Genomic DNA, 24,805 nt, shown 5'->3' with positions numbered 1-24,805 from the left:
GAGGCTCAGAGAAGCGGTTGGATGTCCCCCAAGACCAATCCAACCGCTTCTCTTCGTTTTGGCCGGCTCCCGTCCGCTCGACGGCAGGGCGCGGCACTACGCTTCGACCCGCATGGCAGACACGCTCGGACTCCACGTCACCGCGGACGGCATCACCGCGGTGCGAATCGACGCGGTCGCCGGCACGCCGGCGGTGGTGGTGCCCCTCGGGGTCGACGGACCCGCCGCCACCACCCTCGTCGCACAGGACGAGGGGGGCGCGGTCCTCGTCGGTGAGGCGGCTCGCGACGCCCCCGGCCCCGCTGTCAGCGATCCGCTGGAGCGGGCCCAGGCCGGCCGGATCGGCGCACTCGCGGCGGTGATCAACCATGTCGTGGGTCGCGCCGCGATGCTCGGTGGCAGCGCACCGAGCCGCCTCGCCGTGGTCGTGCCCGACGACTTCGACGCCGACGCCCGGGACCGGATCGTGGAGGCCGGCGTCACTGCCGGCATCGCCGACACCGTCGCCGTGCCGGAGACCGCGGCAGCCACGAGGGTCGGCACGGAGGACGACGTGGTCGCGCTCGCCGCGGGCGCCGCCCGGGTCGCCTCGCTCGCCGCCGCGCCCCTCGTCACCCGTGAGGATCTCGGTGAGCCCGTTGTCCCCAAGGCCGCTCCCTCCGCTCCCGCCGTCGGAACGCCGGCCGGTCCCGTCTCGGTGTTCGATGCCGACGAGGACGACGAGCCGCCGTCGCCGGCCCGACCGGCGCCGACGCCGGTGGACGCCCGGCCCGTCGCCGCCGGCCCGACGGAGTCGGCCCCGCCGACCCGCACCCTGCCGGTCACCCCGGCGCCCCAACCGGAGACGCTGCGCTACGAACCCCCGGCTCGGCGGGTGTCGGCCGGGGTCGTGGCGGTCGTCGTCCTGCTCGCGCTGATCGCGGCGGTCGGCATCGGGCTGGTGGTGTTCGGCCCCGACGACGAGCCCACGGTGACCGACGAGGGCAAGCCGACCACCACCGCGCCGGCGACGACGACTGTCGCGCCCACGACCACCGTGGCCCCGACGTCGACCGTCGACGACGGTGGCCCCACCACCACCGAGCCGCCCACGACCACCGAACCCCCGACGACCACGGAACCTCCCTCGACCACCACCACGCCCGTGCCCGTCGGTTCACCGGGCCTCGTCACCCTGGTGGAGACCGGCTTGAAGCTCGAGGGTGGTGAGGTCGTGCTGTTCGACCAGTCGGCGGAGAGCGTGATCGCGGCGGTGTCCGCCGAGCTCGGCGACCCCGACACCGACGGGGGCTACGAGGAGTTCGACTTCTGCCGCGGCGATCGCAGCCGGTTCGTCTCCTGGGGTCAGCTGGAGCTGGTGTTCACCGAGGAAGAACTCGGTACCGAGGACGGTCGCTTCACCCAGTGGTACGCGTCCGGCCACGACGACCCGGAGGGGCTGGTGACCTTCAGCGGGATCGGCGTGACCGCGACGGTGGGGTTCCTCCAGGTCACGCTGGGCAGCTCGTTGCAGCTCGTCGAGGCGATCCCGGGCGACCCGACCGGCCTGTTCGCCGCGACGAACCCCGGGTCGGGAGCCCTGCTCAACGGCACGACGAGCTCCCGGGACCCGGAGGGCACGGTCATCAGCTTGTGGGCGGGCGACAGCTGCACCCGCATCTTCACCTAGCGGTGCGCTGCTTGATGATGTTGAGGGCGCTGCCCGCCTTGAACCACTCGATCTGGTCGTCGCTGAACGTGTGGTTCGTGAGGAACGAGATCGTCTCGCCCGACGGCTTCGTCACCTCGACGGTGACCGGCCGGCCCGGCGCGAGATCGGCGAGGCCGCGCACGGCGATGCGGTCGTCCTCGTCGATGCGGTCGTAGTCGGCCGGATCGGCGAAGGTCAGCGGCACCATGCCCTGCTTCTTGAGGTTCGTCTCGTGGATCCGGGCGAACGAGCGGGCGATGGCGACGACACCGTTGCGGAACCGGGGCTCCATGGCCGCGTGCTCGCGACTCGAACCCTCGCCCATGTTCTCGTCGCCGATCACGACCCACTGCACGCCGGCCTCGTGGTAGTCCTTCGCCAGTTCGGGGAAGAGCTTGATCGAGCCGTCGAGCTGTGACTTGCCGTAGCCGACCTCGTACTCGGAGCCGTCGGCCTGGCGGAAGGCGTTCACCGCGCCGAGGTAGAGGTTGCCGGAGATGTTCTCGAGATGGCCGCGGTACTTGAGCCAGGGGCCGGCCATCGAGATGTGGTCCGTCGTGAACTTGCCCTGCGCCTTGACCAGCACCGGGAGGTCCTCGTAGTCCTCGCCGTCCCACGGCATGAACGGCGTGAGCAGCTGGAGGCGATCGGAGGTGAGGGCGACCTTGACGTCGACGTCGGAACCGTCGGCCGGCGGGGCGACGAAGGTGTCCTCACCCGGATCGAATCCGGCTTCGGGGAGCTCGAGGCCGATCGGTGTGCTGAGGGCGACTTCCTCGCCGGCGTCGTTGGTGATCGTGTCGTTGATCGGGTCGAAGTCGAGCGTGCCGGCGAGCGCCAGTGCGATGACCGTCTCCGGCGACGTCACGAACGCGAGGGTCTCGGCGTCGCCGTCGTTGCGCTTCGGGAAGTTGCGGTTGTAGGAGGTGACGATCACGTTCGGGGTGCCCGGCTGGTGGTCGTGCTCCTCCGAGCGGTCCCACTGGCCGATGCACGGCCCGCAGGCGTTCGCCAGGACGACCGCGCCGAGCGCCTCGAAGTCCTGGAGCAGACCGTCACGCACGATGGTGGCGCGCACCTGCTCGGAACCGGGGGTGACGAGCAGACGGGTCTTCGCCTTCAGGCCCTTCGCGGCCGCTTCGCGGGCGATGGACGCGGCCCGGGTGATGTCCTCGTAGGAGCTGTTGGTACAGCTGCCGATTAGCGCGGCGCTGACCTCGAGCGGCCAGCCGTTCTCCCGGGCCTCGTCGCCCAGCGCGGCGACCTCGCGGGCGAGGTCCGGCGTGTGGGGGCCGTTGATGTGGGGCGTGAGGGTGTCGAGGTCGATGGTGATGACCTCGTCGTAGTAGTCGGCCGGGTTGGCGAGCACCTCGTCGTCGGCCCGGAGGTGGTGGGCGACGGCGTTCGCCGCGTCGGCGACGGCCTCGCGACCCGTGCTCTTGAGGTAGCGGGCGACGGCGTCGTCGTAGGCGAAGACCGAGGTGGTCGCCCCGATCTCGGCTCCCATGTTGCAGATCGTGGCCTTGCCGGTGCAGCTGAGGCTCTCGGCGCCGGGCCCGAAGTACTCGACGATGGCGCCCGTGCCGCCCTTCACCGTGAGGATCTCGGCGACCTTGAGGATGACGTCCTTCGGGGCGCTCCACCCGCTGAGCGAGCCGGTGAGCTCCACGCCGATGAGCTTCGGCCACTTCACGTTCCAGGGGAACCCGGTCATCACGTCGACCGCGTCCGCACCGCCGACGCCCACGGCGATCATGCCGATGCCGCCGCCGTTGGGGGTGTGGCTGTCGGTGCCGATGATCATGCCGCCGGGAAAGGCGTACTGCTCGAGCACGACCTGGTGGATGATGCCGGAGCCCGGCTTCCAGAAACCGCCGCCGTACCGGGCGGAGACGGACTCGAGGAAGTCGTAGACCTCCTCGTTGTTGTCGACCGCGGCCATGAGGTCCCGCTTGCCGTCGACCCGGGCCTGGATCAGGTGATCGCAGTGGGTCGTGGTGGGCACGGCGACCTCGTCGAGGCCCGCGGTCATGAACTGGAGCCACGCCATCTGGGCGGTGGCGTCCTGCATCGCGACGCGGTCGGGTCGCAGGTCCACATAGCTCTCGCCCCGCTCGAGCTCTTGGTCGGGACGATCGAGATGGTTGATCAGGATCTTCTCGGCCAGGGTGAGGGGCCGGCCGAAGCGCTCACGGGCGGCGCCGATGCGCTCGTCCAACGTGGCGTAGACGCCGTTGATCAGTTCGATGGGTGTGCTTGCTGCGACTGCCATACTGTGTACCCTAGCGGAAAAAACCAGACAAGTACTATACAAGTTCGGGATTGCATGCGGACGCCTCGCTACCAACAGATCGCCGACGAGCTGCGGACCCGCATCGATGAAGGTGGCTACACGGCCGGCCGGCTGCTTCCGTCGGAGGCGAACCTCTCCGCGGAGTTCTCCGTCAGCCGGGTGACGGTGCGGCGGGCGCTCGAACAGCTGCGCGACAGTGGCCTCATCGATTCCCGCCAGGGGCTCGGCTGGTTCGTCGCCGGCGATCCCGTGCGCCAGCCGATCGCCGAACTCGACACCGTCGAGCAGCAGCTCGCGGCCTCCGGAGCGATCTCCACGCGGCGGATCCTCGACTTCGCGTTCATCGATGCGCCGCCGCGGGTCGCCGAGGTGCTGGGCGGCGATCGCGTCCTCGAGGTGCGGCGGGTCAATCTGGCCGACGGCGAACCCTTCGCCCGCGTCACTGTCTGGTGCCCGGAGGGGCTGGGCTCGCGGTTCTCCCGTCGCGACGTGGAAGCCCGTCCGTTCTACGAGATCCTCGGCGTGCGGGTACGCGGGGCCGAGCAGACCATCGGCGCGGGTGCGGCCTCCGAGGCCGACGCCGACCTCCTCGGCGTACCCGTCGGCTCGCCGGTGCTCGTCTGCGAGCGCATCACCCGCAGCGACAGCGGAGCCGCGGTGCTGATGAGCGAACACGTCTACCCGGGGCACCTCACGGTGTTCTCCGTCGATCTGCCGAGTGTTGGCACCGGAGAATCACCCGCAGGCTTGAGATTGGTGGACTGACTGCCGACGGCTCCGGTGTGAGCCGATTCCCGGCGTCGTTCGCCCTGCCCGTCTGTCTCCTCGTCCTCGGACTCGTCGCGTCCTCGTGCGGCCGCTCGACCACGCTCGGGCCCGAGGAAGCGGTCGAGGTGATGGTGCTCGACGGCGTCGCCCGGGCCCGCGCGGTCTGCATCGTGGAGAACGTGGGCGGCGACCTGGACCTCGCCAAGGTGTCGGGACTGGAGATCGACCTCACCGCCGATGAGCTGCGTCTGTTGGCGGCCACGTCGGCCCAATGCGCGCCGGCGATGGCGCTCAACGGCCCGGTCGTGATCGGGCGGCCGCCGCTCGACGAGGCGGCCGTGGCGGCGGAGATGGCTGCGGGGGACGACCTGGTCCAACGAAGCGTCGCCCGTCTCGTCGACGAAGGCCTCGAGTTCGCCGTCGGCCAGTGTCTCGAGACGATGCTCGACGGTCGCGACGACGCCGCCGAAGCGCTCGAGGACGTCGTGCAGCGCAGCGCGCTGATCGTCGACTGCCGAGTGCAACTCGGTATCGGCGACGCCGGCTGAGCCGGACCGGGTCAGCGGACCTTGCTGATGACCTCGTCGGCGTACCACTGCATCGCCCCGAGCTTCTCGTCGAGGGTCTGCGGATCCGGCCCGGGCTGATACGCGTCGCGGAAGCCGACGATCACATCGGTTACGCCGGCTGCTTCGAGCCGCTCGATGCCGTCGGCGGAGTAGGCGTCCATGGAGATCGCGTGCACCTCGAAGGGCTGGTCGGCGCGGCCGGCGTCGAGGCGATGCTGGTTCACCGTCTCCATCATGCGGGCGAGTTCCGCGGCGTCGCCACCCGCGTGCATCCATCCGTCACCGAGGCGACCGGCGCGGGCGAGGGCCATCTTCGAGTGGCCACCGATGAGGATCGGCACCTTCTGCTCGGGGACCGGGCACAGCTGGCACGGGGGGAACTCGTAGAACTCGCCGTCGTAGCCGAACTGGTCGCCCGTCTGGAGCCCGTTGATGATCTCGATGCACTCGTCCATGCGGGCGCCGCGGCGTTCCCACGGCACCTGGGTGATGTCGTAGTCCTCACGCCACGGGCTCGTACCGACGCCGAACCCGAACCGACCGCCGGTGATCACACCGACGGAGGTCACCTGCTTCGCGGTGATGACCGGGTGGCGGATCGGGAGCTTGACCACGAACGTCGTGAACCGGATGGACTCGGTCACGGCGGCAAGCGCGGGGATGAGCGAGAAGGGTTCGATGAACGGTTTGCCCTCGAGGAACTCGCGGGTGCCGTCGGCGTTGTAGGGATAGGTGCTGTCGCCCTCCTCGGGATAACAGATCGAGTCGGGGACGACGAAGGAGTCGTAGCCGGCGGCCTCGGCCGCTTGCACCAGCGGCGCGTACATGGACGGATCGATCATCGACTCGGCGAGGGAGAAGCGCATGGGCGTGTTCTAGCCGACGCAGGAGTCGGCGAGCGATGGCAGCTACGGTTCCGCCATGAGTGACGCCGTGCCCGTCGACGAGATCGACTCCGCCCGACTCGCGCTCGCGGCATTCGATGGGCTGCCCGTCCACGCCGCCGTCATCGACCCCGACGGACGCATCGCCTTGACGAATGCCGGCTGGGACGAGTTCGGGGACCTCAACGGCGCGCCCGGCGAGCCGTGGGTCGAGCGCAACTATCTCGACGAGTGCGACCGGGCGGCCGGCGAAGGCGTCGAGGATGCGGCCATCGTCGCCAACGCCCTCCGCGGGGTGTTGCGGGGTCGGCTGCAGCGTCGCGTCTTCGTCTACAACTGCGACAGTCCCGATGAGCGTCGGGTGTTCCGTATGGCGATCGGCGCGGTGCACTTCCAGGACGCGATCTACGCGGTCATCGTGCACGACAACGTCACGCCCCAGTGACCGATCCGTCGCGCTAGATCTCCGGCCAGCGCCGGCCGCGGCGCTTCGCGGATCGGCTGCGGTCGCCGAGCGCCCACGAGCGACGCCACGCCCCGGTGTCGGGCCCGGTCAGGCCAGGGCTGTCGCCCGCGTGGGCCCGCATCCGGGCCCGGTACCAGTCGGTCGAGGCCTCGTCGGCCAGGGCGGCGATCTCGGCTTCGAGGCGGCTGGCGAAGCGGGCGGCGTTCTCGTCGTCGCGGGGGAGCAACGGCCGGCCGAACGTGACCGAGGTGGTGGACGGCTGGGGGAGCGACCGGCCCTTGCGGAGGATGCGCCCGGTGCCCTCGAGATGGATCGGCACGACCGGTCGCCCCGTCTTGGCCGCGAGGTAGGCCGCGCCGCCACGGAACGGCTGGCCCCAGCCGTCCGGGCTGCGACCGCCCTCGGGGAACAGGAGCAGTGACCAGCCGGCGTCGACGAGTTCGGCGGCCTGATCCGCAGAGCGGCGGTTGACCTTGCTCCGCTCGATCGGGATCGCCCCGATCACGAGTGACGAGAGCGCCGAGGTGAGGCGGGTCCCGAAGAAGTAGTCGGCGGCGGCACCGACGACCAGCTTGTGGCGCCACGGCTCGGGGATGGACGTCAGCAACAGGGGCGTGTCGAGATGGCTGTGGTGGTTCGCGGCGAAGATCGCCGGGCCCGTCAGATGATCGAGCCGGTCCTGGCCCCGTCGGTCGGGTGCGGCGAGGCCGGACACGACGAGCCGCATCGGCCCGTCCACGATCGCGGCACGAGCCATGCGCGCCGGCATGCGCCGCGCCCACGCCGTGTCGTAGTGGGCGCCGGTCGTCTTCTCGACGACGGCCGGGGCCACGCCCCGCGGCGTCGTCGGCGCCCGGTACGGAAACCCGAGCGCCCGGAACCGCCGCACCGGCGACAGCGCCGCCGGCACCCCCGGCACCCCCAGCCGCTTCGCGAGCTTGCTCATGCCCCCACCCCCGCGTTCCCCCCCAAACCCGCGTTCTGGGTGAACATACGGCTGGAATCCGCGCCCCCGTTCACCCAGAACGGGGGGTTTGGGGCGAACAGGAGGGGGAGGGTCGGCGGGGCGGTCATGTCACGTCGGCCATGAGGATGGGCGGGTTGTGAAGGTGGGTGATCGAGGGGCGGGGGCCGACGACGTCGGACGCGAGCTCGAGCGCGTCCTGCATGGTGGACGCGGGGGTGAAGCCGAGTCGGCGCACGGACTTCGGGTCGCCGCCGACGATGATCACGCGGCCCAGGTACTGCAGCGCGTGGGCGCCCCAGTACCACATGTAGAACGGGTGGACGCCGTGGTACGCGTAGCTGTTGCGGTACAGGTGGATGTACCACTCGTCCTCGGCGAACTGCTTTTCGTACTTGGCCTCGATCTCGAGCGGGTCGGTGGTGTCGGCCAGCACCTCCTCGAAGAAGTCGATGTAGCTCGGGTGATGGACCGGGTGGAACTCCCACGGGGCCGGGTGGCTCATGATCAGCACGCCGCCCTCGCGCACGAGCGGCTTGCCCCGGTACATGTTGAAGAAGTAGCCGAGCCCGAGACACATCACGAGGATCGGGTTCATCACCGAGTTCACGTTGTACGGGCAGATGTAGGGGAGCCCGAAGGTGAGCACGTCGGTCTGCCCCTCGACCGGCACGATGTGCTGGTCGAAGCAGTGCTGCAGCGTCTTCTCATGGACCGCTTCGACGTCGCCGGCCTGCACGGAGGTGAGCTCGTAGGGCGCCTTCCAGCTCTGGAAGATCTTGCGGCGGGCCGACGACGGCATGGCGTCGAGCCCCTTCTGCATGGCGATGAAGGTCGCCCGGTCCTTCGTCGACCATTCCCATTCGCGCTTCTGGAGCACGTGGAGGGGGCCGTCGTAGCCGAACGTGTTGTTGTTGATCGTGGTCTCGATCTGGAAGATGCGAGGACCGTGGGTCTTGATGACCTCGCCCTGGCGCCAGTTCGAGTGGTGCAGCTCCGACGCGTGGCGATCCATGAAGCTCTTCGACTCCTGCATCGTCTTCACGTTGTGGTGATGACGGATGCCCGAGTAGCCGGAGAGGCCGGTGGCGGTGGACTTCCAGCCGCCGTCCATCGAGACGATGTTGAGGTTGACGTAGATGAGCAGGTCGGACTCGGCCGCCCGCCGGTTCATCGTGACCTGCTCGTCGTGGCGGGTCAGCCCGAGCTCGACCATGCCGTCGGGGTCCTCGGCGTCGTGGTTGTAGAGCGCGTCCTGGGGCGCGAAGGCGTCGTAGATCCGATCGCCGAGGGCGTGGCGCAGCTCCGCCTCGGTCATCCGGCGGTGCAGCGCCAGCGCGGCGATGAGGTGGACGTCGTCCACGCCGGCCGCTGCGGCCATGTCGAGCACCTGCTCGATGATGCGCTGGCGGATGTCGGGCTTGCGCATCGACGGCAGCGGCAGCGACAGGTCGTCGAAGGCGATGGTCAGCTTCATGCCCGGCGTGAGCAGCGTGGGGAGCGGATCGTCGTCGATCGGGTTGAGCAGCGCCTGGCGGATCGACTCGTCGGGGTCGTCGAGGCCCGGCAGCGGCTCGGCCGGGTAGATGACGCGGCTGCGATCGGCGGGCAGCCGTTCGAGGCGGAACTGCTCGCCGTGGTGGAACAGGATCGGCGGCGTCGAGGAGTCGACGTCGAGCACGAAGCCCGGGCGCGGTGCCTGCGTTCGAGGATCAGGCACGGATGCCCCTTCGGTTGCGGATCGGCCCGCGATGGGTGCGGGGACCGATCGGGACGACCCGGTTGGGGGCGCCCGCGGACTTGGACCAGTGCTCGATCAGCCAGCCCCGTTTGCGGGCGATGGCGGCGAGCTTCGTCTCGGCGTTGACGGCGACCGGGAAGCCGACGGCCTCCAGCATCGGGAGATCCGACGACGAGTCGGCGTAGGCCACCGACTCGCGGAGGTCGATGTCGTGCTCGTCGGCGTAGTCGACGAGGGTCTGGTAGCGGGCCTCGCCGGTGGGCGGCACGCTCGAGAGGCGCCCGGTGTAGACGCCGTCGACGGAGGTCATCTCCGCCGCCACGATGTCGTCGAACAACGGCCGCAACGGCTGGACCACGAGGTCGAGCGCCCCCGTGATGAGCAGCGTGCGGTGACCGAGCCGACGGTGCTCGCGCACCCGGCGGATGCCGTCGGGGAACGACTTGGTGATGAGCAGATCGCTCATCATCTCCATCGCGTCGTGGTCGAGTCGGTCGACGGCGGCGTTGTCGAACCGGCGGTAGAAGTAGCGCAGGAAGTCCGACCGGTCGGCCCGGTCCAGTGACAGCAGGGTCGGCGCTTCGCGGATCGTCTTCGCGGTGAGGCGGATGCGGTCGGGGGTGTCGAGCCGGCGGGTCGCCAGCCACGCGTAACTGGCGACGACATTGCTCGCGATCAGGGTGTTCTCGAGATCGAAGACGGCCAGCTGGCGCTCCGGCGACAGCACGTTCTTGCGGATGCGCTCGTTGCGGCCGACACTCACCTTGCGCCCCGGCGCCATCTTGAGCCGGGCTTGCTTGACGGTGGACGGCAGCTGGATCTCGTTGATGTAGGTCGGCCAGTCGACGGCCACCGGATCCATCACGAACTCGGCCCGGTCGTCGTCGTCGAGCGAACCCCACAGTCGGTAGAGCCGCTCGAGCTGGTAGATCGCCTCGCACTCGGCGTAGGCGCCGTAGAGCTCCACATAGCCGCCGGCCCGTTCGAGCTGCTCCCGGCGTTCCTCCAGCTCGGCACCGAGGTCTGCCTGCTTGCCGCGCAGCGGGAGGGTGTCGAGGACGCGCTCGCCGAGGTCGAGGGCGCGGCGGGCCCGTTTGAGCTGCTTCGACACGCGGCCGCGGCCGGGGAAGCTCCAGTCGGGGATCGAGATCGGCTGGTTGTACTCGTCGTACACCGGACGCTCCGTGAACCACGCCTGCACGAGATCGACGAGCTGGCCGTACTTCAGCGGATTGGCGGCGCCCGACGCGATCTGGACGACATCGGGCGTGTGGTTGCCCTGGTCGTCGAACTCCGGGCCGCGGGCGGCCACGGCGAGGATCGTGGCGACCACGAGATCGACCGGGATGACGTCGATCGTTCCCTCGGGCACCCCGGGGAACTCGACGAGGAGGCCGCGGGCGTAGGCGGCGATCACGGGCTCGGCCATCCGGAAGCCGCGGATCCAGCCGGGCACCGGTTCGGCGAGGGCCGATTCGATGATGGAGGGCCGCACGATGCTGACCGGCACGTCGCCGCGGCTCTCGCCGAGGGCCCGTTCGCCGAGCGATTTGGTGAACGCGTAGGCGTCGGGGAAGCCGAGCGAGCTCGCTCGGGCGCGTCCGGCGTCGGTCATCTGTTCGCCGACCCAGCGTTGGCGGAGCTGCTCGACCTTCTCGGCGAGCGCCGGCGTGCCCGCGGCGCCGAGCTGGCGGTGGGCCTCCTTGCGGAGTTCCTGGAGGCGCGACGGTGTGCGGCTCTCCTGCTCGTTGGCGATGCGGGCCCGGCGGGCGTTGTCGACCTCGGCCCGCCAGTCGACGTCCACGAAGAACGGCGAGTCGTTCACCAGCTCCTCGGGCGCCTTGCCCCGACGGCTGCCGGCGACGTAGCACGTCGAGACCGCCACGAGGTGGGCCGGCTCGCCGGGCGGACGGCCGGTGCGGGTCGGTTCGGTGCGGATCTCCGCCGCGGCCTGGAGTGCCTGGGCGAAGCGGGTGGGGCCGAGGAGGTTGACTTCGACGGCGTCGTCGAGGGCGGAGTCGAAGCTCACCGTCGCGGCGGAGTGGATCGCCAGGTCGCACGTCGCCAGGTGCGCGAGGCCCTCGTCGTCGAGGCCCAGGCCGTCGGTTCCCACGTCGCCGGCCACGCCGGTGACCCGGCGGGCACACATCTCGTCGAACGTCTCGGTGGTGGTGCCGGCGTCGACGGCCGCCTGGTGTTCGTCGCGCAGCCGGTCGAACGCGTCGTTGCGGAGGATGTCGCGGTCGACGCGGTGCTGTGCGCCACGGCGGCCGGGCCGCACGATCAGCACGAGTTCACAGTCCGGGGCGCAGCGCAGGAGCCGCTCCACGAGCGCGGTGCCGAGGAAGCCGGTCGCGCCGGTGACGGCGATGCGCGTCTGGTTCAACTCCTCCCGGATCACATGACTGGTTCTAGCAAATCTCTCTACCAATTGGTAGAGACGGGATGGTAGAGATGGAGCGATGAGCACTCGGGAGCGCATCCTGGCGGCCGCGCTCGTGGCCTACGGCACGGGCGGCTACGCCGCGACCTCGCTCGACGCGCTCGCCGATCAGCTCGGCGTGCGCAAGCAGACGATCCTCTACTACTTCCCGTCGAAGCAGGCGCTGTTCGATGCCGTGGTCGACGAGGCCGCCGCCGATCTCGTCAAGCTCTTCGACGCCGAGGCATCCCGCGGGCTCACCGGAATCGCCCAGGTGGAGGCGATCGTGCGCCGGGTGTTCCGGCTCGCCGTGCGCCGTCCCGAACTACTCGGCCTCGTGCGCGAGGTCACCCGTCCGGGATCGGCGGTCGCCGCCCGGCTCGGCGGTCATGTCGCCCCGACCTTCGACCGGGCCCGAGACTTCCTCGAACGGGAGATGGACGCCGGACGTCTGCGTCGGTCCGACCCGTCGATGCTCCTGCTGTCGCTGTACTCCACCGTGGTCGGGGTCGCGACCGAGCTCGAGGTGCAGCGGGCGCTCGGCATGGCGCCGACCCTGCGGGCAACGGTCGGTCGCCGCCAGGAGCTGATCCGCTTCCTGCGGGCTGCGCTCGCCGTCGAACCCTAGGCGTGGCGCCCGTCTGGCCCGCCGGGAATGGGACCCAGATCGCAGCCCGGTAGTACCGTCGCTGGGTGTGGGGGACGCACATGGTGACCGGACGGAGGCGGACGAGGCGCGGCCCCCGATCGCGTGGGGACCCGAGTACACGGATGTCCTCGAGATGATGGGAACGCCGCTCGAACGCCCGGGGGTCGACCCCGTCCTGGCCCGCATGGTCGGTGAGTGGGACGTCGACGGGCGCTGGCAGGTGCGCACCGATCGCCCTGCGCTGTCGATGGGCGGTCGGATGGTCAACCGCTGGATCCTCGACGGTCGGTTTCTCGAGTCGGACACATTCCCGACGGCCACCGCGAGCGAGCCGAGCAGCAAGGTGATCTACGGCGCCGACCGACGTTCCGAGGACTACTTCGCCTTCGCGGTCAACGCCTTGCATCAGCAGTACGACATCGAGCACGGGCCCCACGACCCGGCGGCCGACTCGCTCTTGTTGCGTGGCGTCGAGATCGTGTTGCCGAGTCGGCGCGAGATCCGCTTCCTGCGCACCATCCGTTTCGTCGGGCCGGACGAACTCCAGCTGTCGATCACCTACCCGGAGGAGTCGGACGAGGATCGCCTCGGTGGGCTCACGATGTCGCTTCGGCGCCGATCCGAGGGCAGCTCTGATGGATGAGGAGATCCCACTCGCGTCCTCGACCTTCTCCGAGGAGGCCATCCGGGCGGCGGCCGACGTGTTGCGCTCCGGCTGGTCGGGACCGGGGAGCGAGGTTGGCGCGTTCGAGCGGGAGCTCGCGGCCCGGGTCGGCGCGTCCTTCGCGGTGGCGACCGGATCGGCCACCGATGCGCTGCAGATCGCGGTGACGCTGGCGGACCTTCCAGTCGGCGCAGAGGTGATCACCACCCCGAACACGTTCGTGTCGACCAACCATGTCCTCCTGTGGGCCGGGCTCGTCCCGGTCTTCGCCGACATCGAGACCCACACCGGCAACATCGACGTGGACTCGATCGCGGCGCAGATCACCGAGGCCACCCGGGCGATCATGGTCGTGCATTACGCGGGCTACCCGTGTGACCTCGACGGCGTGTACGAGCTGGCTCGACGCCACGAACTCGTCGTGATCGAGGACGGTGCCCATGCGCTCGGCGCGAGCTACCGGGGCCGGCCGATCGGCTCGCACGGCGGGCTGTGCGCGTTCTCGTTCCAGTCGACGAAGAACCTGTCCACGGTCGACGGCGGTGCACTGATGATCGGCGATGGCGAGCTCGCGGCGCGCGCCCGCCGGCTGCGCTGGATGGGGATCGACGCCGACACCTACGAGCGCCACACCGAGACCGGCTACCACTGGGAGTACGACGTCGCAGAGGTCGGCTTCCGGTCGACGATGAGTGATCTGAACGCCGCGATCGGCCGGGCGGGATTGTCCACGCTCGACGCCGGGAACGCCCGCCGCGCCGAGATCGCGGACCGCTACCGGGCCGGTCTCGCGACCCTCGACGGTGTCGAGCCGATGCGCCACGACAAGGACCGGATCTCCGCGCACTACCTCTTCGCGGTCACGTTCGAGGAGGGCCGGGACCGAGTGCTCGCCCATCTCCGGGACCATGGTGTGGGGGCCGGCGTGCACTACAAGGCGAACGACCGCTATCCGGTCTACAAGCCGGCGTATCTCCCCGCGGCCCACTGGTTCGCCGACCACGTGCTCTCGTTGCCGATGCACATCGACCTGCGCGACGACCAGGTCGACCGGGTCATCGAGCTGGTCACCGAGGTCCTGACCTGAGCGTCAGTGACCTGAGCGTCAGTGATCCGTGCGCTGGTGGCCGCGGTTGCGCTCGTGGCGCTCGATCGCGAGCTGCACGAGCCGGTCGATCAGCGCCCGATAGTCCAGCCCTGACGCGGCCCACAGTTTCGGGTACTGCGAGATCGGGGTGAACCCCGGCATCGTGTTGAGCTCGTTGATGAGCCAGCCCCGGCCGTCCGGCTCGTAGAAGAAGTCGACGCGGGCCAGACCCTCGACATGGAGCGCTCGGTACGCGGCGATCGCCAACCGCTGCGCTGTGGCGAGTTCGGCCGGCTCCAGCGGGGCCGGGATGAGGAGCTCGGCGCCGTCCTCGTACTTGTCGTCGTAGTCGTAGAAGTCGGCGCCCGGCACGATCTCGCCGGCCACGCTCGCCTCGGGCGACTCGTTGCCGAGCACGGCCAACTCGATCTCCCGACCCTCGATCGCCTCCTCGATCACGACCGTGCGGTCGTAGCTCGCCGCCAGCTCGACCGCGGCGATCGCCGACGCCCGGTCCGTCGCTCGGGAGACGCCGATCGAACTCCCCATGTTCGCCGGCTTGACGAACAGCGGGAGGCCGAGGACCCCGATCGCGTCGTCCACCTCAGCCTCGATCGTGGATCCGGTGCCGTCGGGTCGCCGCACGCCCCCGTGGTCCTCGTCGTCGACCGTGAGCCAGCGATAGTCCGCCTGGGGCAGGTCGTGGGCGCGGAGATGGGTCTTGGCGGCGACTTTGTCCATGCACAACGCCGATGCCAGCACCCCGGCCCCGACATAGGGCACATCGGCCAACTCGAGCAGGCCCTGCACCGTGCCGTCTTCGCCCATCGGTCCGTGCAGGATCGGGAGGACGACCGTCTGCTGCGGGCCCCCGGCCGTCGTGCCGCTTGCGCCGCCGCCCGCTCCGCCGAGGATCGGCAGGGCCTCGACCGTCGGGCCGTCGGCGGTGAGGCTCGCCGGGAGACTCCCGGCCCCTTCCGCCAGCGCCTTCATCGCGCCTTCGGCGAGCACCCAGTCGCCGCTGCGGGTGATCCCGATCGGCTCCACGTCGTAGCGGGCCGGGTCGATCGCCGCGAGCACATGGCGGGCCGACACGCACGAGACCTCGTGTTCGGCCGACCGACCGCCGAACAGCACGACGAGCCGAGGTCGGGGTGGCGGAGCGGGAGCCATCACGCTCGACGGTAGTCGTGTCACACTGCGCACATGCGTTGGGTTGCGGCCGAGATCGCGGAAATCGTGGGCGGCACCGTCACGCGCGGCGACCCCCATGCCACCGTCGAGCGCGTGACCCAGGACAGCCGCGAGGTCGATCCCGACACGCCAACCCTGCTCGTTCCCCTCGTCGCCGATCGCGACGGCCACGACTTCGTCGCCGGCTCCGGGGCCACCGTGGCGCTGTCGTCGCGCCCCGCCCCCCATCTCGGGGTGGACGGTCGCATCCTCGAGGCCGACATGACGATCGTCGAGGTCGACGACACCACCATCGCCCTTCGGGAGCTCGCCTCCGCCGGTCGCCTCCGGCTCGACGGGCGGACCATCGTCGGGATCACCGGTTCGGTCGGCAAGACCACCACCAAGGATCTGCTCGCCGCCGTCCTCGCCGCCGACCGTCCGACCCATGCCAGCCATCGCTCGTTCAACAACGAGATCGGCGTGCCGCTCACCGTGCTCAACGCCCCCGACGACGCCGAGGCCCTCGTGTTGGAGATGGGGGCCCGGGGGATCGGCCACATCAAGGACCTCTGCGCCATCGGTCGCCCGACCGTCGGCATCGTCACCGCCGTCGGCGCCGCCCACACCAGCGAGTTCGGTTCGGTCGCCGGGGTGATCCAGGCCAAGGGCGAGTTGGTCGAGGCCCTCCCGAGCGAGGCGAACGGTGGCATCGCCGTGCTCAACGCCGCCCAACCCGCGGTCGTCGGCATGGCCGAGCGCACCGACGCTCGGATCGTGACCTTCGGCGATGGCGGCGACGTGCACGCCGTGGATGTCGAGCTCGACGACGAGCTCATACCCCGCTTCGAGCTCGTGTCGCCGTGGGGGAGCGCCACGGTCGTCCTCGGCGCCCGGGGCGCCCACCTCGTGGACAATGCCCTCGCCGCCGCAACCGCCGCCCTCGCGATCGGCGTGCCGATCGATGCCGTGGTGAAAGGGTTGTCGACCCCCTCGCTGTCACCGATGCGGATGTCGCTCGTTCGTTCGCCCCGCGGGACCCGCATCATCGACGACTCCTACAACGCCAACCCGATGTCGACCGAGGCCGCACTTCGTTCGCTCTTGGCCCTTCCCGTCGACCGCGGTGGCCGTCGAATCGCCGTCCTCGGTCAGATGGCGGAACTCGGCGACGTCAGTGCCGCCGAACACGCCCGCATCGGGGCGCTCGCTCACTCCCTCGGCGTCGAGCTGATCGCGGTCGACGCACCGGCGTATCTCGCCGAACTCGACCGGGCCGCGGAGACCGTGCCCGCGGAGACCGTGCCCGCAGCGACCGAAGCGGCCGACATTCCCGAGGCACTTCGTCAGCTGGCGACACCATCGTCCGGCGAGCCGGTCGGCCCGGATGACGTCGTGCTCGTCAAGGGATCCCGAGTCGCCGAGCTCGAGCGCCTCGTCGACCTCCTGCGGGAGTGAGCCGCCGGCCCCGGTGTGGGTCTTCAGTTGTCAAGGTGCAGGACGACGGTCAGGTCCGTGCCTGTGGTCAGGCCGCGTGGGGCGTGATGTGGGCGGGTTCTGGTGTCGTGGGGAAGTCGGGGGTGGGGAAGTGCGGTTGTTTGGCGCCGGGTGGTGCGCCGGGTGGTCGGATGGTCCAGCGGCCGTTTGTCCGGTGGAGGGTGTGGCCGCGGTCGTGGATGTTGTGGTGACAGCGCGAGCACACCAGCACGAGGTTGTCGATGTCGGTTGGTCCGAAGTGTTCCCAGTACCGGATGTGGTGGGCCTGACAGCGGTCTGGGTTGGCGCCGCAGCCGATGCAGCCGCGGTCGCGGGCGATCAATGCGCGCCATTGGGTGAGGGTGGCGTGGCGGTAGTCGCGGCCGACCCAGATGGGGTTGGATGGCCCGTTGAACAGCATCGGCGTGATGGTCGAGACACACAGCAGTCGGTCGAGCACGGAGGCCGGGAGGGGCTGGCCGTCCTGCACGAGGGTGGCGAGGGGAGCGCCGTCGTCGGTGGTCATGTCGGCGAGGTCGATCATGATGGTGACGTTGGACTTGGGATGCGGTGGCCGGTCGGCGGTTCGTCGGGCGCCGGTGATGAGTTGCACGGTGGCGTCGGCGAGCCGTTGGTCGAGGGTGCGAGCCGTGTTGGGGTCGGCGTTGCGGCCGCCGTCGTCGTTCCACAGGGTTTGTTCGAGTCGGTTGATGTCGGCGTCGAGGAGTGCCCCGGTGGTTTGGTCGACGCCGAGGAGGAACATGCGTAGCCCCGTGGCCTTGTCGTCCCAGCGCTTCAGGGTGCGGGCTCGTCGTTGGGCGTCGTGATCAGGCTTCGGGTCGGACTTCTTGCGCTTGGTGATCCATTCGGTGGTGCGCTTGGCGAACAGGTCCGCCGGCGACGTCTCGGCGATCTCTACGAGCTCGGCGTCAGCCGATTCGGGGTTGATCTCGCGGCCGGCTTTGGTGAGCGAGTGGGCGTGCTCGACCGTGATCCGCCCGGCAGCAAGAGCGGCCTCCGCACGCGGCATGTCGGCCAGCCCGTGCGCAGTCCGTGCGGCGCGATGCGCAGCACGACCCGACACGCGTCCGTGGGAGCGCAGCACACCGCGCCCGTCGAGCCCGTTGTCGTCGAGACCGTCGATTGCCCGCACCAGCCGCGCCTCGTAGTCGGCGACCGCGCCGCGGAACCGCCGCAGCTGCTCGACCCGGTCGACGAGCTCGGCGCGCGGGAGACCGTCGAGCCGGTCCTCTCGCATCGCCGTGATCGTCGCCGTGAACATGCGATCACTATAGCGAACGTATGTTCGTCTCCGCAACCCCTGAACAGGAAAAACTTCCGCGCTACCGAGGATCCACCGGCATCTGGTCGGGCGGGAGCGGCACGTTCGAGTCGAGGTAGCGCCGCAGCTTCTCGGCGTCGCACGCCGGGCACAGCCACACGACCCGCATCGACTGGATCGACAGCTGCGTGCCCCGCGACTTGTCGAGGATCGCCTGGAGCGCCTCGCGCACATCGGTGCGCCCGCAGGTCGAGCACTTCGGCGTCATGTCGCGATCCCAGACGGCTCCGCACTCGCCGCAGGTGATCGTGATCGTGCCGTCGACCGTGGCGCCCTCGAGGTTCTCGTCCTCGTCACAATGGGGGCACGTCACCAGCGGCACGGGGCCGAGACTACCGTCGCGGCCATGACCACACCGGGGCCGCTGATCGGGGAGGGGCGGGCGGCGGACGTGTACGACGTCGGTGGCGGCCTCGTCCTGCGTCGCAACCGCACCGGCGCGTCGACCGCGCTCTCGGCGACCGTGATGCGCCATCTCCACGACCACGGCTACCCCGTGCCGCGGGTCGAGCACGCCGAAGCCGGCGACCTCGTGATGGAGCGGATCGACGCCCCCACGATGCTCGACGAGTTCGGCCGCCGGCCGTGGAAGGTCCTCACGTTCGCCAGGACCCTGGCCGATCTCCACCGGCGGCTCGCCGAGATCCCGCTGCCGGACGTCGACCTCGAGATGCCCTTCGGCCCGGGCCCGTCGCTCCTGCATCTCGACCTCCATCCCGACAACGTGATGCTCACCGAGCACGGACCGATCGTGATCGACTGGGACAACGCCACGGCCGGCCCGGCCGCGGCGGACGTGGCGAGCACCTGGGTCATCACCGCCACCAGCGAGGTGGACAGCACCGGCCCCGAACGTCGCCTCCTCGAGTTCGGCCGATCGCTCTTCGTACGCGCGTTTCTGCGCCACGCCGGCCGGCCCGAGGCGCAGCGCGTGCTCCGCGTCGTCGGCGACCGGCGCCTGCTCGACCGCAACGTGCGGCCGAGTGAGGCGGACGCGATCCGCCGGCTCGTCGCCCGCGCCGCGATCGACGACTGAGTCGCGGCGCCTGACGTCTCCGGCCTCCGCGCCTACTGTCGCTGCACGCCGCAGACCCGAGGAGCCTCGATGAGCGTCCCCGACTTCCGTTCCCTCACCGTCCAGGAGCTTGCCCGCCGGGTGAGAGACCACGAGTTGAGCGCGGCCGAGGTCACCAACGCCGCGCTCGAACGGATCGACGCGCTCAACCCGACCCTCAACGCCTTCGTCGCGGTCAATGCCGACGACGCCCGATCGCAGGCGGCGACGATCGACCGCCGGCTCGCGGCGGGGGAGGACGTGGGGCCGCTCGCCGGCATTCCGATCGGCGTGAAGGACCTGGAGGACGCCAAGGGGTTCGTCACGAGCCGCGGCTCGCTCGTGACCGGCGGGCGCGACCCGGCGAGCGCCGATTCCACCGAGGTCGCTCGCCTGCGGGCGGCCGGCTGCGTCGTCCTCGGCAAGACCAACACGCCCGAGGCCGGTTGGATCGGCGACACGTACAACCCGGTGTTCGGCGCCACGCTCAATCCGTGGAACGTCGAGCGTTCACCCGGTGGTTCCTCCGGTGGCACGTCGTCCGCGATCGCCTCGGGCATGGTGCCGCTCGCCACCGGGTCCGATGGTGGCGGCTCGATCCGCATCCCGTCCGCGCTGACGGGCATGTCTGGCCACAAGCCGTCGCAGGGCCGCGTGCCGGGTGGTCCCGCGCCGATGGGGGCCGGCGACCTGTCGACGGTCGGACCGATGGCCCGCCGGATCCGTGACGTCGCCCTCGCCCTCGACGTCGTTGCCGGCCCCGCGCCCGGCGATCTGCGCTCGCTCGACGCGCCCGCACGTTCGTATCGCGAGGCGCTCGCCGACCCGCACGCGCCGAAGCGGGTGCTCTGGGCGCCCTCGATCGAGGGCCAGGCGCCGGACTCGGAGATCCACGGTGTCTGTCGAGCCGCCGTCGATCGCATCGCCGATGCCGGTGTGGAGGTGGTGGAGGTCGGACCCGTGTTCGAGGACCTCATGGGCCCGTTCGCCCTCCTCTTCTACGGCGGCATGGTGCCCGTCTTCCGGGAGGCGATGAACGACCCGGCCCAGTTCGCCATGGTGACGCCCGGGCTCCAGGAGATCCTCTCGGTCGCCGACGGCATCCTCACGCCCGACTCGGTGGAGACGGCGCGCAGTCAGGCCCAGGCCCTGTCGATCGGGCTCGCCGAGACGATGGCCGGCTTCGACGCGCTGCTCTCGCCGACGGTCGCCGGGCAGACGCCCGTCTCCGAGCGCAACGGCACGATCGACGGCGAGGAGACGACCGCGTGGGTGAGCTACACCTACGGCTTCAACGTCACCCGGCGCCCGGCCGGCACCACCAACGCGGGGTTCACCGCGGATGGGATGCCCGTCGGCCTCCAGATCGTCGGGCATCAGCTCGACGACCTGGGCACGCTCGTCACCACGGCCTGGATCGAGGACCTGCTCGGATTCGACCCGATCGCCCCCGACCTCGGTTAGTCCCGCGGCACCTTCCAGTAGCCCCGCACCGTCGTGTGTTGACGGGGGACGTCCCGTTCCTTCAGGTGCTTGCGGATGCGTTGCACCCCCGCGGCCTCGCCGGCGGCCCACACGCGATCGTCCGGCCCGATCTCCGCGGCCACGACGGGCGGGAGAAGCGCGGTACCCGGGGCGTGCGTCGGGTCGAGCACGGACCAGCGCACCTCGCACCCGTCGCGGTCGGGGAGGGGCAGCTCGGCCTCGGGCGTCGTCACCTCGATCGTGATGTCGAGCGCGATCGACGCGGGCGTCGTCTCGATCAGCTGACGGATCGCGGGGATGGCCGTCTCGTCGCCGACCACGATCGCCCGGCTCGCCTCGGGGTCGATGACCTCGCTGCGGCCCGGGCCCGACACGGCGACCGGATCACCCGGGCCGGCCGTCTCCGCCCAGGTCGAGATCGCCCCGCCGGGATGGCGCACGATGTCGAACGTCATCTCGTAGGCGGCGGCGTCGAACGTCACCGGTGTGAACGTGCGCAGGGCCGGTCGGCGACCGTCGGCCAGCAGGAACTCGTTCCCCGTCCACTCGGGCAGCTCGAACTCGTCGCCGGGCCACGGGATCACGACGCGGATCGACGACGCCGGCTCGGGTTGTCCGAAGCCGTCGAGGGCGGCGCCGCCGACGACGACGCGCATCATGCGGGGCGTCAACGGCTCGGTGCGGATCACCTCGACGGCGCGGAAGGGCGGCGGCGGTTTGCGGATCGGAACGTCGGGCACGGTCAGCTGGTCCCGGGCGGGGGAGCGGTCATCATGGGCACCAGCATGTCCTCCAGGGCGCGGCGAACCTCGTCGACGGTCCACCCGTAGGCCTCGGTCAACTCGACCATGTGCATCACGTCGGTCGTGACACTGAGCAGCGCGGCGCGTCGGTTGAATTCGGCATCATCGAGGTCGAGCCCTGCGTGGTCGACGATGCGGGTCGCGACCTGGAGCGTGCCGCTGCGGTGGCGTTTGCGTCCCTCCTCGCGGATCGCGAGGATCGCTTCGTCGCCACCGGTGGTCGCGAGCGCCCGGATGATGTCGCCGGTCCGCTCGAGGAAGCGGCCGCTGAGGGTGAGCGACCACCGGATCAGCTCCCGGGGTTCGGTGAGCGTCGGCAGTTCGGCGAGGAGTTCGGGGATGTCGATCTCGGCGTCCATCCCGTCGACGATCTGTTCGAGGAGCGCCGCCTTGTTGCCCACGGAGTCGTAGATCGTCTGCACGGAGACGCCGGCCTCGGCGGCGATCTCGGTCATGGTCGCTCCCCGGTAGCCGTCGCGGGCGAACGTCGCGCGAGCGGCGCGCAGGATGTCCAGCCGGGTGCGGGCGGCTTGCTCGACGCGACGGTTCACTTGATCTTCCTTCCAGTCACTGGAATAGTGTTCAGATCAGTAGAATAGTACTCAAGTGACTTCCGGATGGCACCACCGTAGATCTGCGATGAGGCCAGGCGGAGGCATGGGGACAGGAGGCACTTCGTCATGACCACCACCACGACCACGAGCACCGAACCCGACAAGGGGTCCGCCTGGCTGGGTCGCTCCCGCACGGCCGGCATCGCCGGACTTGTCTGGGGTGCGCTGCTCATCATCACCAACATCATCACCGGCTCGGTGCAGCCCGGGGCGGACGCCGACGTCGCGGAGGTCGCCGAACATCTCGTCGACGATCGCGGCCCGGTGATCCTGGCAACGCTCGGATTCGTCATCGCGATCCCGTTCGTCATTGTCTTCGTCGTCGGGCTCGCCCGCCGGATCCACCGCGACGGCCAGACGGCCATGGCCGTGCTCGGCCTGTTCGCCTTCAGCGGCGTTGCGGCGATGTTCGCGATGACGGCTGCGACCCGGCTCACGCTCGTGGTCGCACTCGAGACCCAGGCGATCGGGCCCGACCCCGTGTGGACGATCTGGAAGCTGCACGAAGTCGTCTTCGGCTTCAACGCGGCGTTCCTCGCCGCCGCCTACCTGGCCTTCGCCCTCGGGGCCGTGGCGATCGGGCTCGTGCCCCGGTTCTTCGGCGTCGTCGCCCCGATCGGCGCAGCGCTCCTGATGATCTCCGCTGTCCTCACGCCGCAGGCAGTGGAGGGCGAGATGTATCCCATGGCGTTCGGCGGCCTCGGCTTTCTCACGTGGGTGGTCTTCGTGATCACGGTCTCCTACCGGCTGAGCCGCGAGGAGGGCTGACGCGCCGGAGCGGACGCCCGTGCCGGTCGCTCCCGGGATCCGGTATCCTCGTCCGCTCCGGGCCGTTAGCTCAGTTGGCTAGAGCGCTGCCTTCACACGGCAGAGGTCACTGGTTCAAGTCCAGTACGGCCCACGGAGATAGTCCCTGTTCAAGGGCCGATTTCGCGGGTGTGATGGGCTGTCCACTCACTGTCCCTCTGCGGGCGGGTCTAAGTCGTTGAGGAGTTCGGCGAGGATGTCGGCGTCGACGAGGTCTTGAGGGCGGCCTGCTGCTCGCTTGTTGGCGATGAGGTCGGCGGCGGAGATCACTCCGACCTCGACAGAGCCGATGTCAACGACGACGGGGTCTGCCGCGGGTAGCGGTGACAGGTTGGTCAGGCGGCGATGGCCGTCTGTGGGGTCATGATTGGTTCGTATTCGGTGGGGGTCAAACGGCCGAGGGCGTCTTGGCGTCGGCGTTGGTGGTAGGTGCGTTCGATCCAGGTGACGATGGCGATGCGGATCTGGTCGCGGGTGTCCCAGCGGCGTGTGTTGAGCACGTTCTTCTGCAGCAGCGAGAAGAAGGACTCCATGGCGGCGTTGTCGGCTGCGGTGCCGACGTTGCCCATTGAGCCGACCATGCGGTGACGCGTCAGGCAGCGGTGGACTTTCCTGGCGCGAAACTGCGATCCGCGGTCGGTGTGAAACACGCAGCCGTCGACGTCGCCTCGTCGGGCGACGGCCATCTCGATGGCCGCAACGACGAGGCGGCCTTCATCCGTTCATCGATGGCCCAGCCCACGATCGGGACTATTGGCGGGAGAGCCGGAGCACGTGGTCGCTGGCATGCTCGCCGTTACTACCTCTGGTCTATCGAAGATGCTCTCAGTGGCTGGAGACGGACAACGAATCGACTGGGGCGACGCCTTCGAGCGAACCTTCCGCACATTGTTTGACCTCTTCATTTGGGCGCTCGACACGTTGACTGTGGCGTTGGGCAAGGCGCTCGGATGAGTCCTGCACAGCAGAGTCGGATTGGTAGCTTGCAGGTTTGAGCCGGAGGCACGGCCATGTCGTCAGTTGAGCTAGTCCATGATCGAGGTTCAGCCTGGGGCCGGCGCGCTCGGATCATGGCGGCCTTCGCAGTCGTAGTCGGCCTCTCGTTGTCACTGATCGGATTCCGAACAGTAACTGGTGCCTCAACTGGCTCTTCGCTAGCGGGGGCGTTTCTGGTTGGCGCAGTAGGTACGGCTGGCCTGATACTCTACTCGCTCAGTTTCGCTAGAGATGCCGAGCGGCAGGTGGACGGGCGTGCCGTCCGTATCGCCGCGCCGTACGAGAGCATCGTGCCGCTCTACGCGAGACCGACAGCGCAGTCGACGAAGGTCGGGAGCCCCCCGATCTCCGCGCTGCTCGCCTGGATGTCGGACGGCCAGGTTCGAGTGATCTGGTACGCGCAACTTGGCCGTAGCACGGCGACCTCCGCAGACCTTCACCCCGACTCTGCCATCCGCCTATACGTCTGGCGGGATCGTGTAAATCGGGCTGAGCTTCATCGCGACGGCCACACCGCCGCCTTCCGAGCTAGCGGACGCGTTTCGGCGCTTTCGAAACTGTCCGAAACGCGCGCCGAATGACCACGCTGGGTCGTTCGGGAGTTCTGCAGATGGGCAGGTCGGAGCAGGGACTGTGACGTAGACCCCGGTGAGGTGGGCCCCGGGTAGTGGTCCGGTTGGTGTGCGACTCTGAACAGAGAGAGCATCAATGACCATGACCAAGAAGCGCCGCCGGCATACGCCGGAGCAGATCATCCGCAAGCTTGAGGAGGGCCATCGTCAGCTGGGACTGTTGCAGGGAGTGTGTAAGTGGGGTGGTCCGATCTGGTCCGCGGCGTGAGGTCGTGGTCCGGGAAGG

General features: G+C 69.7%; 22 protein-coding genes, 1 tRNA gene and 1 pseudogene. 13 read left to right on the top strand and 11 right to left on the bottom strand.

Annotated elements, in window-relative coordinates; all coding sequences use genetic code 11:
- Positions 1-112: 112 nt before the first annotated feature.
- Positions 113-1,669, top strand: a complete 1,557-nt coding sequence (locus R8F63_10505; protein MDW3219030.1) for a hypothetical protein — start codon at positions 113-115, stop codon at positions 1,667-1,669.
- Here R8F63_10505 and R8F63_10500 read toward each other — a convergent pair.
- The gene (locus tag R8F63_10500) at positions 1,662-3,962 is read right to left on the bottom strand and encodes an aconitate hydratase (protein ID MDW3219029.1); all 2,301 of its coding nucleotides are present in this window, start codon (positions 3,960-3,962) and stop codon (positions 1,662-1,664) included. The genes R8F63_10505 and R8F63_10500 overlap by 8 nt on opposite strands.
- Positions 3,963-4,016: 54 nt before the next feature.
- On the opposite strand from R8F63_10500, the gene R8F63_10495 reads away from it, so the two are divergent.
- The gene (locus R8F63_10495) at positions 4,017-4,748 is read left to right on the top strand and encodes a GntR family transcriptional regulator (protein ID MDW3219028.1); all 732 of its coding nucleotides are present in this window, start codon (positions 4,017-4,019) and stop codon (positions 4,746-4,748) included.
- 17 nt (positions 4,749-4,765) lie between these two features.
- Entirely contained in the window at positions 4,766-5,299 is a 534-nt protein-coding gene (locus R8F63_10490; protein MDW3219027.1) for a hypothetical protein, read from the top strand.
- Between the two features lie 11 nt (positions 5,300-5,310).
- Here the strand turns inward: R8F63_10490 and R8F63_10485 are convergent, their stop codons facing one another.
- A complete protein-coding gene (locus tag R8F63_10485; protein MDW3219026.1) occupies positions 5,311-6,186 on the bottom strand; it encodes a TIGR03619 family F420-dependent LLM class oxidoreductase in 876 nt (291 codons plus the stop codon).
- 55 nt (positions 6,187-6,241) lie between these two features.
- On the opposite strand from R8F63_10485, the gene R8F63_10480 reads away from it, so the two are divergent.
- Positions 6,242-6,649, top strand: coding sequence for a PAS domain-containing protein (locus R8F63_10480; protein MDW3219025.1), 408 nt, complete (start codon positions 6,242-6,244; stop codon positions 6,647-6,649).
- 13 nt (positions 6,650-6,662) lie between these two features.
- On the opposite strand, the gene R8F63_10475 is transcribed toward R8F63_10480, so the two are convergent.
- The 3 genes from R8F63_10475 to R8F63_10465 all read right to left on the bottom strand — a co-directional run bounded on the left by R8F63_10475 (position 6,663) and on the right by R8F63_10465 (position 11,776).
- Positions 6,663-7,616 (bottom strand): lysophospholipid acyltransferase family protein, encoded by a 954-nt coding sequence (locus R8F63_10475; GenBank protein MDW3219024.1) that lies wholly within the window; start codon positions 7,614-7,616, stop codon positions 6,663-6,665.
- A 124-nt stretch (positions 7,617-7,740) separates the two neighbouring features.
- Positions 7,741-9,354 (bottom strand): lactate racemase domain-containing protein, encoded by a 1,614-nt coding sequence (locus R8F63_10470; protein ID MDW3219023.1) that lies wholly within the window; start codon positions 9,352-9,354, stop codon positions 7,741-7,743.
- The gene (locus R8F63_10465) at positions 9,347-11,776 is read right to left on the bottom strand and encodes an HAD-IB family hydrolase (protein MDW3219022.1); all 2,430 of its coding nucleotides are present in this window, start codon (positions 11,774-11,776) and stop codon (positions 9,347-9,349) included. The genes R8F63_10470 and R8F63_10465 overlap by 8 nt, the downstream gene beginning before the upstream one ends.
- 61 nt (positions 11,777-11,837) lie before the next feature.
- Between R8F63_10465 and R8F63_10460 the strand changes: the two genes are divergently transcribed.
- From R8F63_10460 to R8F63_10450, 3 genes are all read left to right on the top strand, one after another.
- Entirely contained in the window at positions 11,838-12,425 is a 588-nt protein-coding gene (locus R8F63_10460) for a TetR/AcrR family transcriptional regulator (GenBank protein MDW3219021.1), read from the top strand.
- 67 nt (positions 12,426-12,492) lie between these two features.
- The gene (locus R8F63_10455; GenBank protein ID MDW3219020.1) at positions 12,493-13,089 is read left to right on the top strand and encodes a DUF1579 family protein; all 597 of its coding nucleotides are present in this window, start codon (positions 12,493-12,495) and stop codon (positions 13,087-13,089) included.
- The gene (locus R8F63_10450; protein ID MDW3219019.1) at positions 13,082-14,197 is read left to right on the top strand and encodes a DegT/DnrJ/EryC1/StrS family aminotransferase; all 1,116 of its coding nucleotides are present in this window, start codon (positions 13,082-13,084) and stop codon (positions 14,195-14,197) included. Before R8F63_10455 ends, R8F63_10450 begins: the two co-directional genes overlap by 8 nt.
- An 18-nt stretch (positions 14,198-14,215) precedes the next feature.
- Here the strand turns inward: R8F63_10450 and R8F63_10445 are convergent, their stop codons facing one another.
- Positions 14,216-15,370, bottom strand: a complete 1,155-nt coding sequence (locus R8F63_10445) for a D-alanine--D-alanine ligase family protein (protein MDW3219018.1) — start codon at positions 15,368-15,370, stop codon at positions 14,216-14,218.
- A 33-nt stretch (positions 15,371-15,403) separates the two neighbouring features.
- On the opposite strand from R8F63_10445, the gene murF reads away from it, so the two are divergent.
- A complete protein-coding gene (murF, locus tag R8F63_10440; GenBank protein ID MDW3219017.1) occupies positions 15,404-16,828 on the top strand; it encodes a UDP-N-acetylmuramoyl-tripeptide--D-alanyl-D-alanine ligase in 1,425 nt (474 codons plus the stop codon).
- A gap of 67 nt (positions 16,829-16,895) precedes the next feature.
- Here murF and R8F63_10435 read toward each other — a convergent pair whose 3' ends face one another.
- Together R8F63_10435 and R8F63_10430 are read right to left on the bottom strand one after the other, a co-directional pair.
- Entirely contained in the window at positions 16,896-18,128 is a 1,233-nt protein-coding gene (locus R8F63_10435; GenBank protein MDW3219016.1) for a DUF222 domain-containing protein, read from the bottom strand.
- A 61-nt stretch (positions 18,129-18,189) separates the two neighbouring features.
- A complete protein-coding gene (locus tag R8F63_10430; GenBank protein MDW3219015.1) occupies positions 18,190-18,510 on the bottom strand; it encodes a hypothetical protein in 321 nt (106 codons plus the stop codon).
- A 24-nt stretch (positions 18,511-18,534) separates the two neighbouring features.
- On the opposite strand from R8F63_10430, the gene R8F63_10425 reads away from it, so the two are divergent.
- A complete protein-coding gene (locus R8F63_10425; protein MDW3219014.1) occupies positions 18,535-19,224 on the top strand; it encodes a phosphotransferase in 690 nt (229 codons plus the stop codon).
- A 69-nt stretch (positions 19,225-19,293) separates the two neighbouring features.
- Positions 19,294-20,706, top strand: coding sequence for an amidase family protein (locus R8F63_10420; protein MDW3219013.1), 1,413 nt, complete (start codon positions 19,294-19,296; stop codon positions 20,704-20,706).
- On the opposite strand, the gene R8F63_10415 is transcribed toward R8F63_10420, so the two are convergent.
- Positions 20,703-21,467, bottom strand: a complete 765-nt coding sequence (locus R8F63_10415; GenBank protein ID MDW3219012.1) for a siderophore-interacting protein — start codon at positions 21,465-21,467, stop codon at positions 20,703-20,705. The genes R8F63_10420 and R8F63_10415 overlap by 4 nt on opposite strands.
- Before the next feature lie 2 nt (positions 21,468-21,469).
- Positions 21,470-22,081, bottom strand: a complete 612-nt coding sequence (locus R8F63_10410; GenBank protein ID MDW3219011.1) for a TetR/AcrR family transcriptional regulator — start codon at positions 22,079-22,081, stop codon at positions 21,470-21,472.
- Between the two features lie 129 nt (positions 22,082-22,210).
- Here R8F63_10410 and R8F63_10405 point away from each other — a divergent pair, with 129 nt between their 5' ends.
- The gene (locus R8F63_10405) at positions 22,211-22,912 is read left to right on the top strand and encodes a hypothetical protein (protein ID MDW3219010.1); all 702 of its coding nucleotides are present in this window, start codon (positions 22,211-22,213) and stop codon (positions 22,910-22,912) included.
- A gap of 59 nt (positions 22,913-22,971) precedes the next feature.
- Positions 22,972-23,045, top strand: a tRNA-Val gene (locus R8F63_10400).
- 241 nt (positions 23,046-23,286) lie between these two features.
- Here the strand turns inward: R8F63_10400 and R8F63_10395 are convergent.
- Positions 23,287-23,696, bottom strand: a pseudogene (locus tag R8F63_10395) (integrase core domain-containing protein).
- A gap of 965 nt (positions 23,697-24,661) precedes the next feature.
- Between R8F63_10395 and R8F63_10390 the strand changes: the two are divergent.
- Positions 24,662-24,787, top strand: a complete 126-nt coding sequence (locus R8F63_10390) for a hypothetical protein (GenBank protein ID MDW3219009.1) — start codon at positions 24,662-24,664, stop codon at positions 24,785-24,787.
- Positions 24,788-24,805 lie beyond the last annotated feature (18 nt).

This window comes from Acidimicrobiales bacterium (assembly GCA_033344915.1).
Classification (GTDB): domain Bacteria; phylum Actinomycetota; class Acidimicrobiia; order Acidimicrobiales; family Aldehydirespiratoraceae; genus JAJRXC01.
Note: the sequence above shows the minus strand (reverse complement) of the source record. Positions and strands in the feature narration are given on the sequence as shown.

What these genes read in the sequence shown, in the direction of transcription:
- R8F63_10505 (MDW3219030.1), top strand. Translation starts at nt 113, where the DNA reads ATGGCAGACACGCTCGGACTCCACGTCACCGCGGACGGCATCACCGCG.
- R8F63_10480 (MDW3219025.1), top strand. Translation starts at nt 6,242, where the DNA reads ATGAGTGACGCCGTGCCCGTCGACGAGATCGACTCCGCCCGACTCGCG.
- R8F63_10500 (MDW3219029.1), bottom strand. Translation starts at nt 3,962, where the DNA reads ATGGCAGTCGCAGCAAGCACACCCATCGAACTGATCAACGGCGTCTAC.
- R8F63_10420 (MDW3219013.1), top strand. Translation starts at nt 19,294, where the DNA reads ATGAGCGTCCCCGACTTCCGTTCCCTCACCGTCCAGGAGCTTGCCCGC.
- R8F63_10450 (MDW3219019.1), top strand. Translation starts at nt 13,082, where the DNA reads ATGGATGAGGAGATCCCACTCGCGTCCTCGACCTTCTCCGAGGAGGCC.
- R8F63_10460 (MDW3219021.1), top strand. Translation starts at nt 11,838, where the DNA reads ATGAGCACTCGGGAGCGCATCCTGGCGGCCGCGCTCGTGGCCTACGGC.
- R8F63_10435 (MDW3219016.1), bottom strand. Translation starts at nt 18,128, where the DNA reads ATGTTCACGGCGACGATCACGGCGATGCGAGAGGACCGGCTCGACGGT.
- R8F63_10445 (MDW3219018.1), bottom strand. Translation starts at nt 15,370, where the DNA reads ATGGCTCCCGCTCCGCCACCCCGACCTCGGCTCGTCGTGCTGTTCGGC.
- R8F63_10425 (MDW3219014.1), top strand. Translation starts at nt 18,535, where the DNA reads ATGACCACACCGGGGCCGCTGATCGGGGAGGGGCGGGCGGCGGACGTG.
- R8F63_10485 (MDW3219026.1), bottom strand. Translation starts at nt 6,186, where the DNA reads ATGCGCTTCTCCCTCGCCGAGTCGATGATCGATCCGTCCATGTACGCG.
- R8F63_10390 (MDW3219009.1), top strand. Translation starts at nt 24,662, where the DNA reads ATGACCAAGAAGCGCCGCCGGCATACGCCGGAGCAGATCATCCGCAAG.
- R8F63_10475 (MDW3219024.1), bottom strand. Translation starts at nt 7,616, where the DNA reads ATGAGCAAGCTCGCGAAGCGGCTGGGGGTGCCGGGGGTGCCGGCGGCG.
- murF (MDW3219017.1), top strand. Translation starts at nt 15,404, where the DNA reads ATGCGTTGGGTTGCGGCCGAGATCGCGGAAATCGTGGGCGGCACCGTC.
- R8F63_10405 (MDW3219010.1), top strand. Translation starts at nt 22,211, where the DNA reads ATGACCACCACCACGACCACGAGCACCGAACCCGACAAGGGGTCCGCC.
- R8F63_10495 (MDW3219028.1), top strand. Translation starts at nt 4,017, where the DNA reads ATGCGGACGCCTCGCTACCAACAGATCGCCGACGAGCTGCGGACCCGC.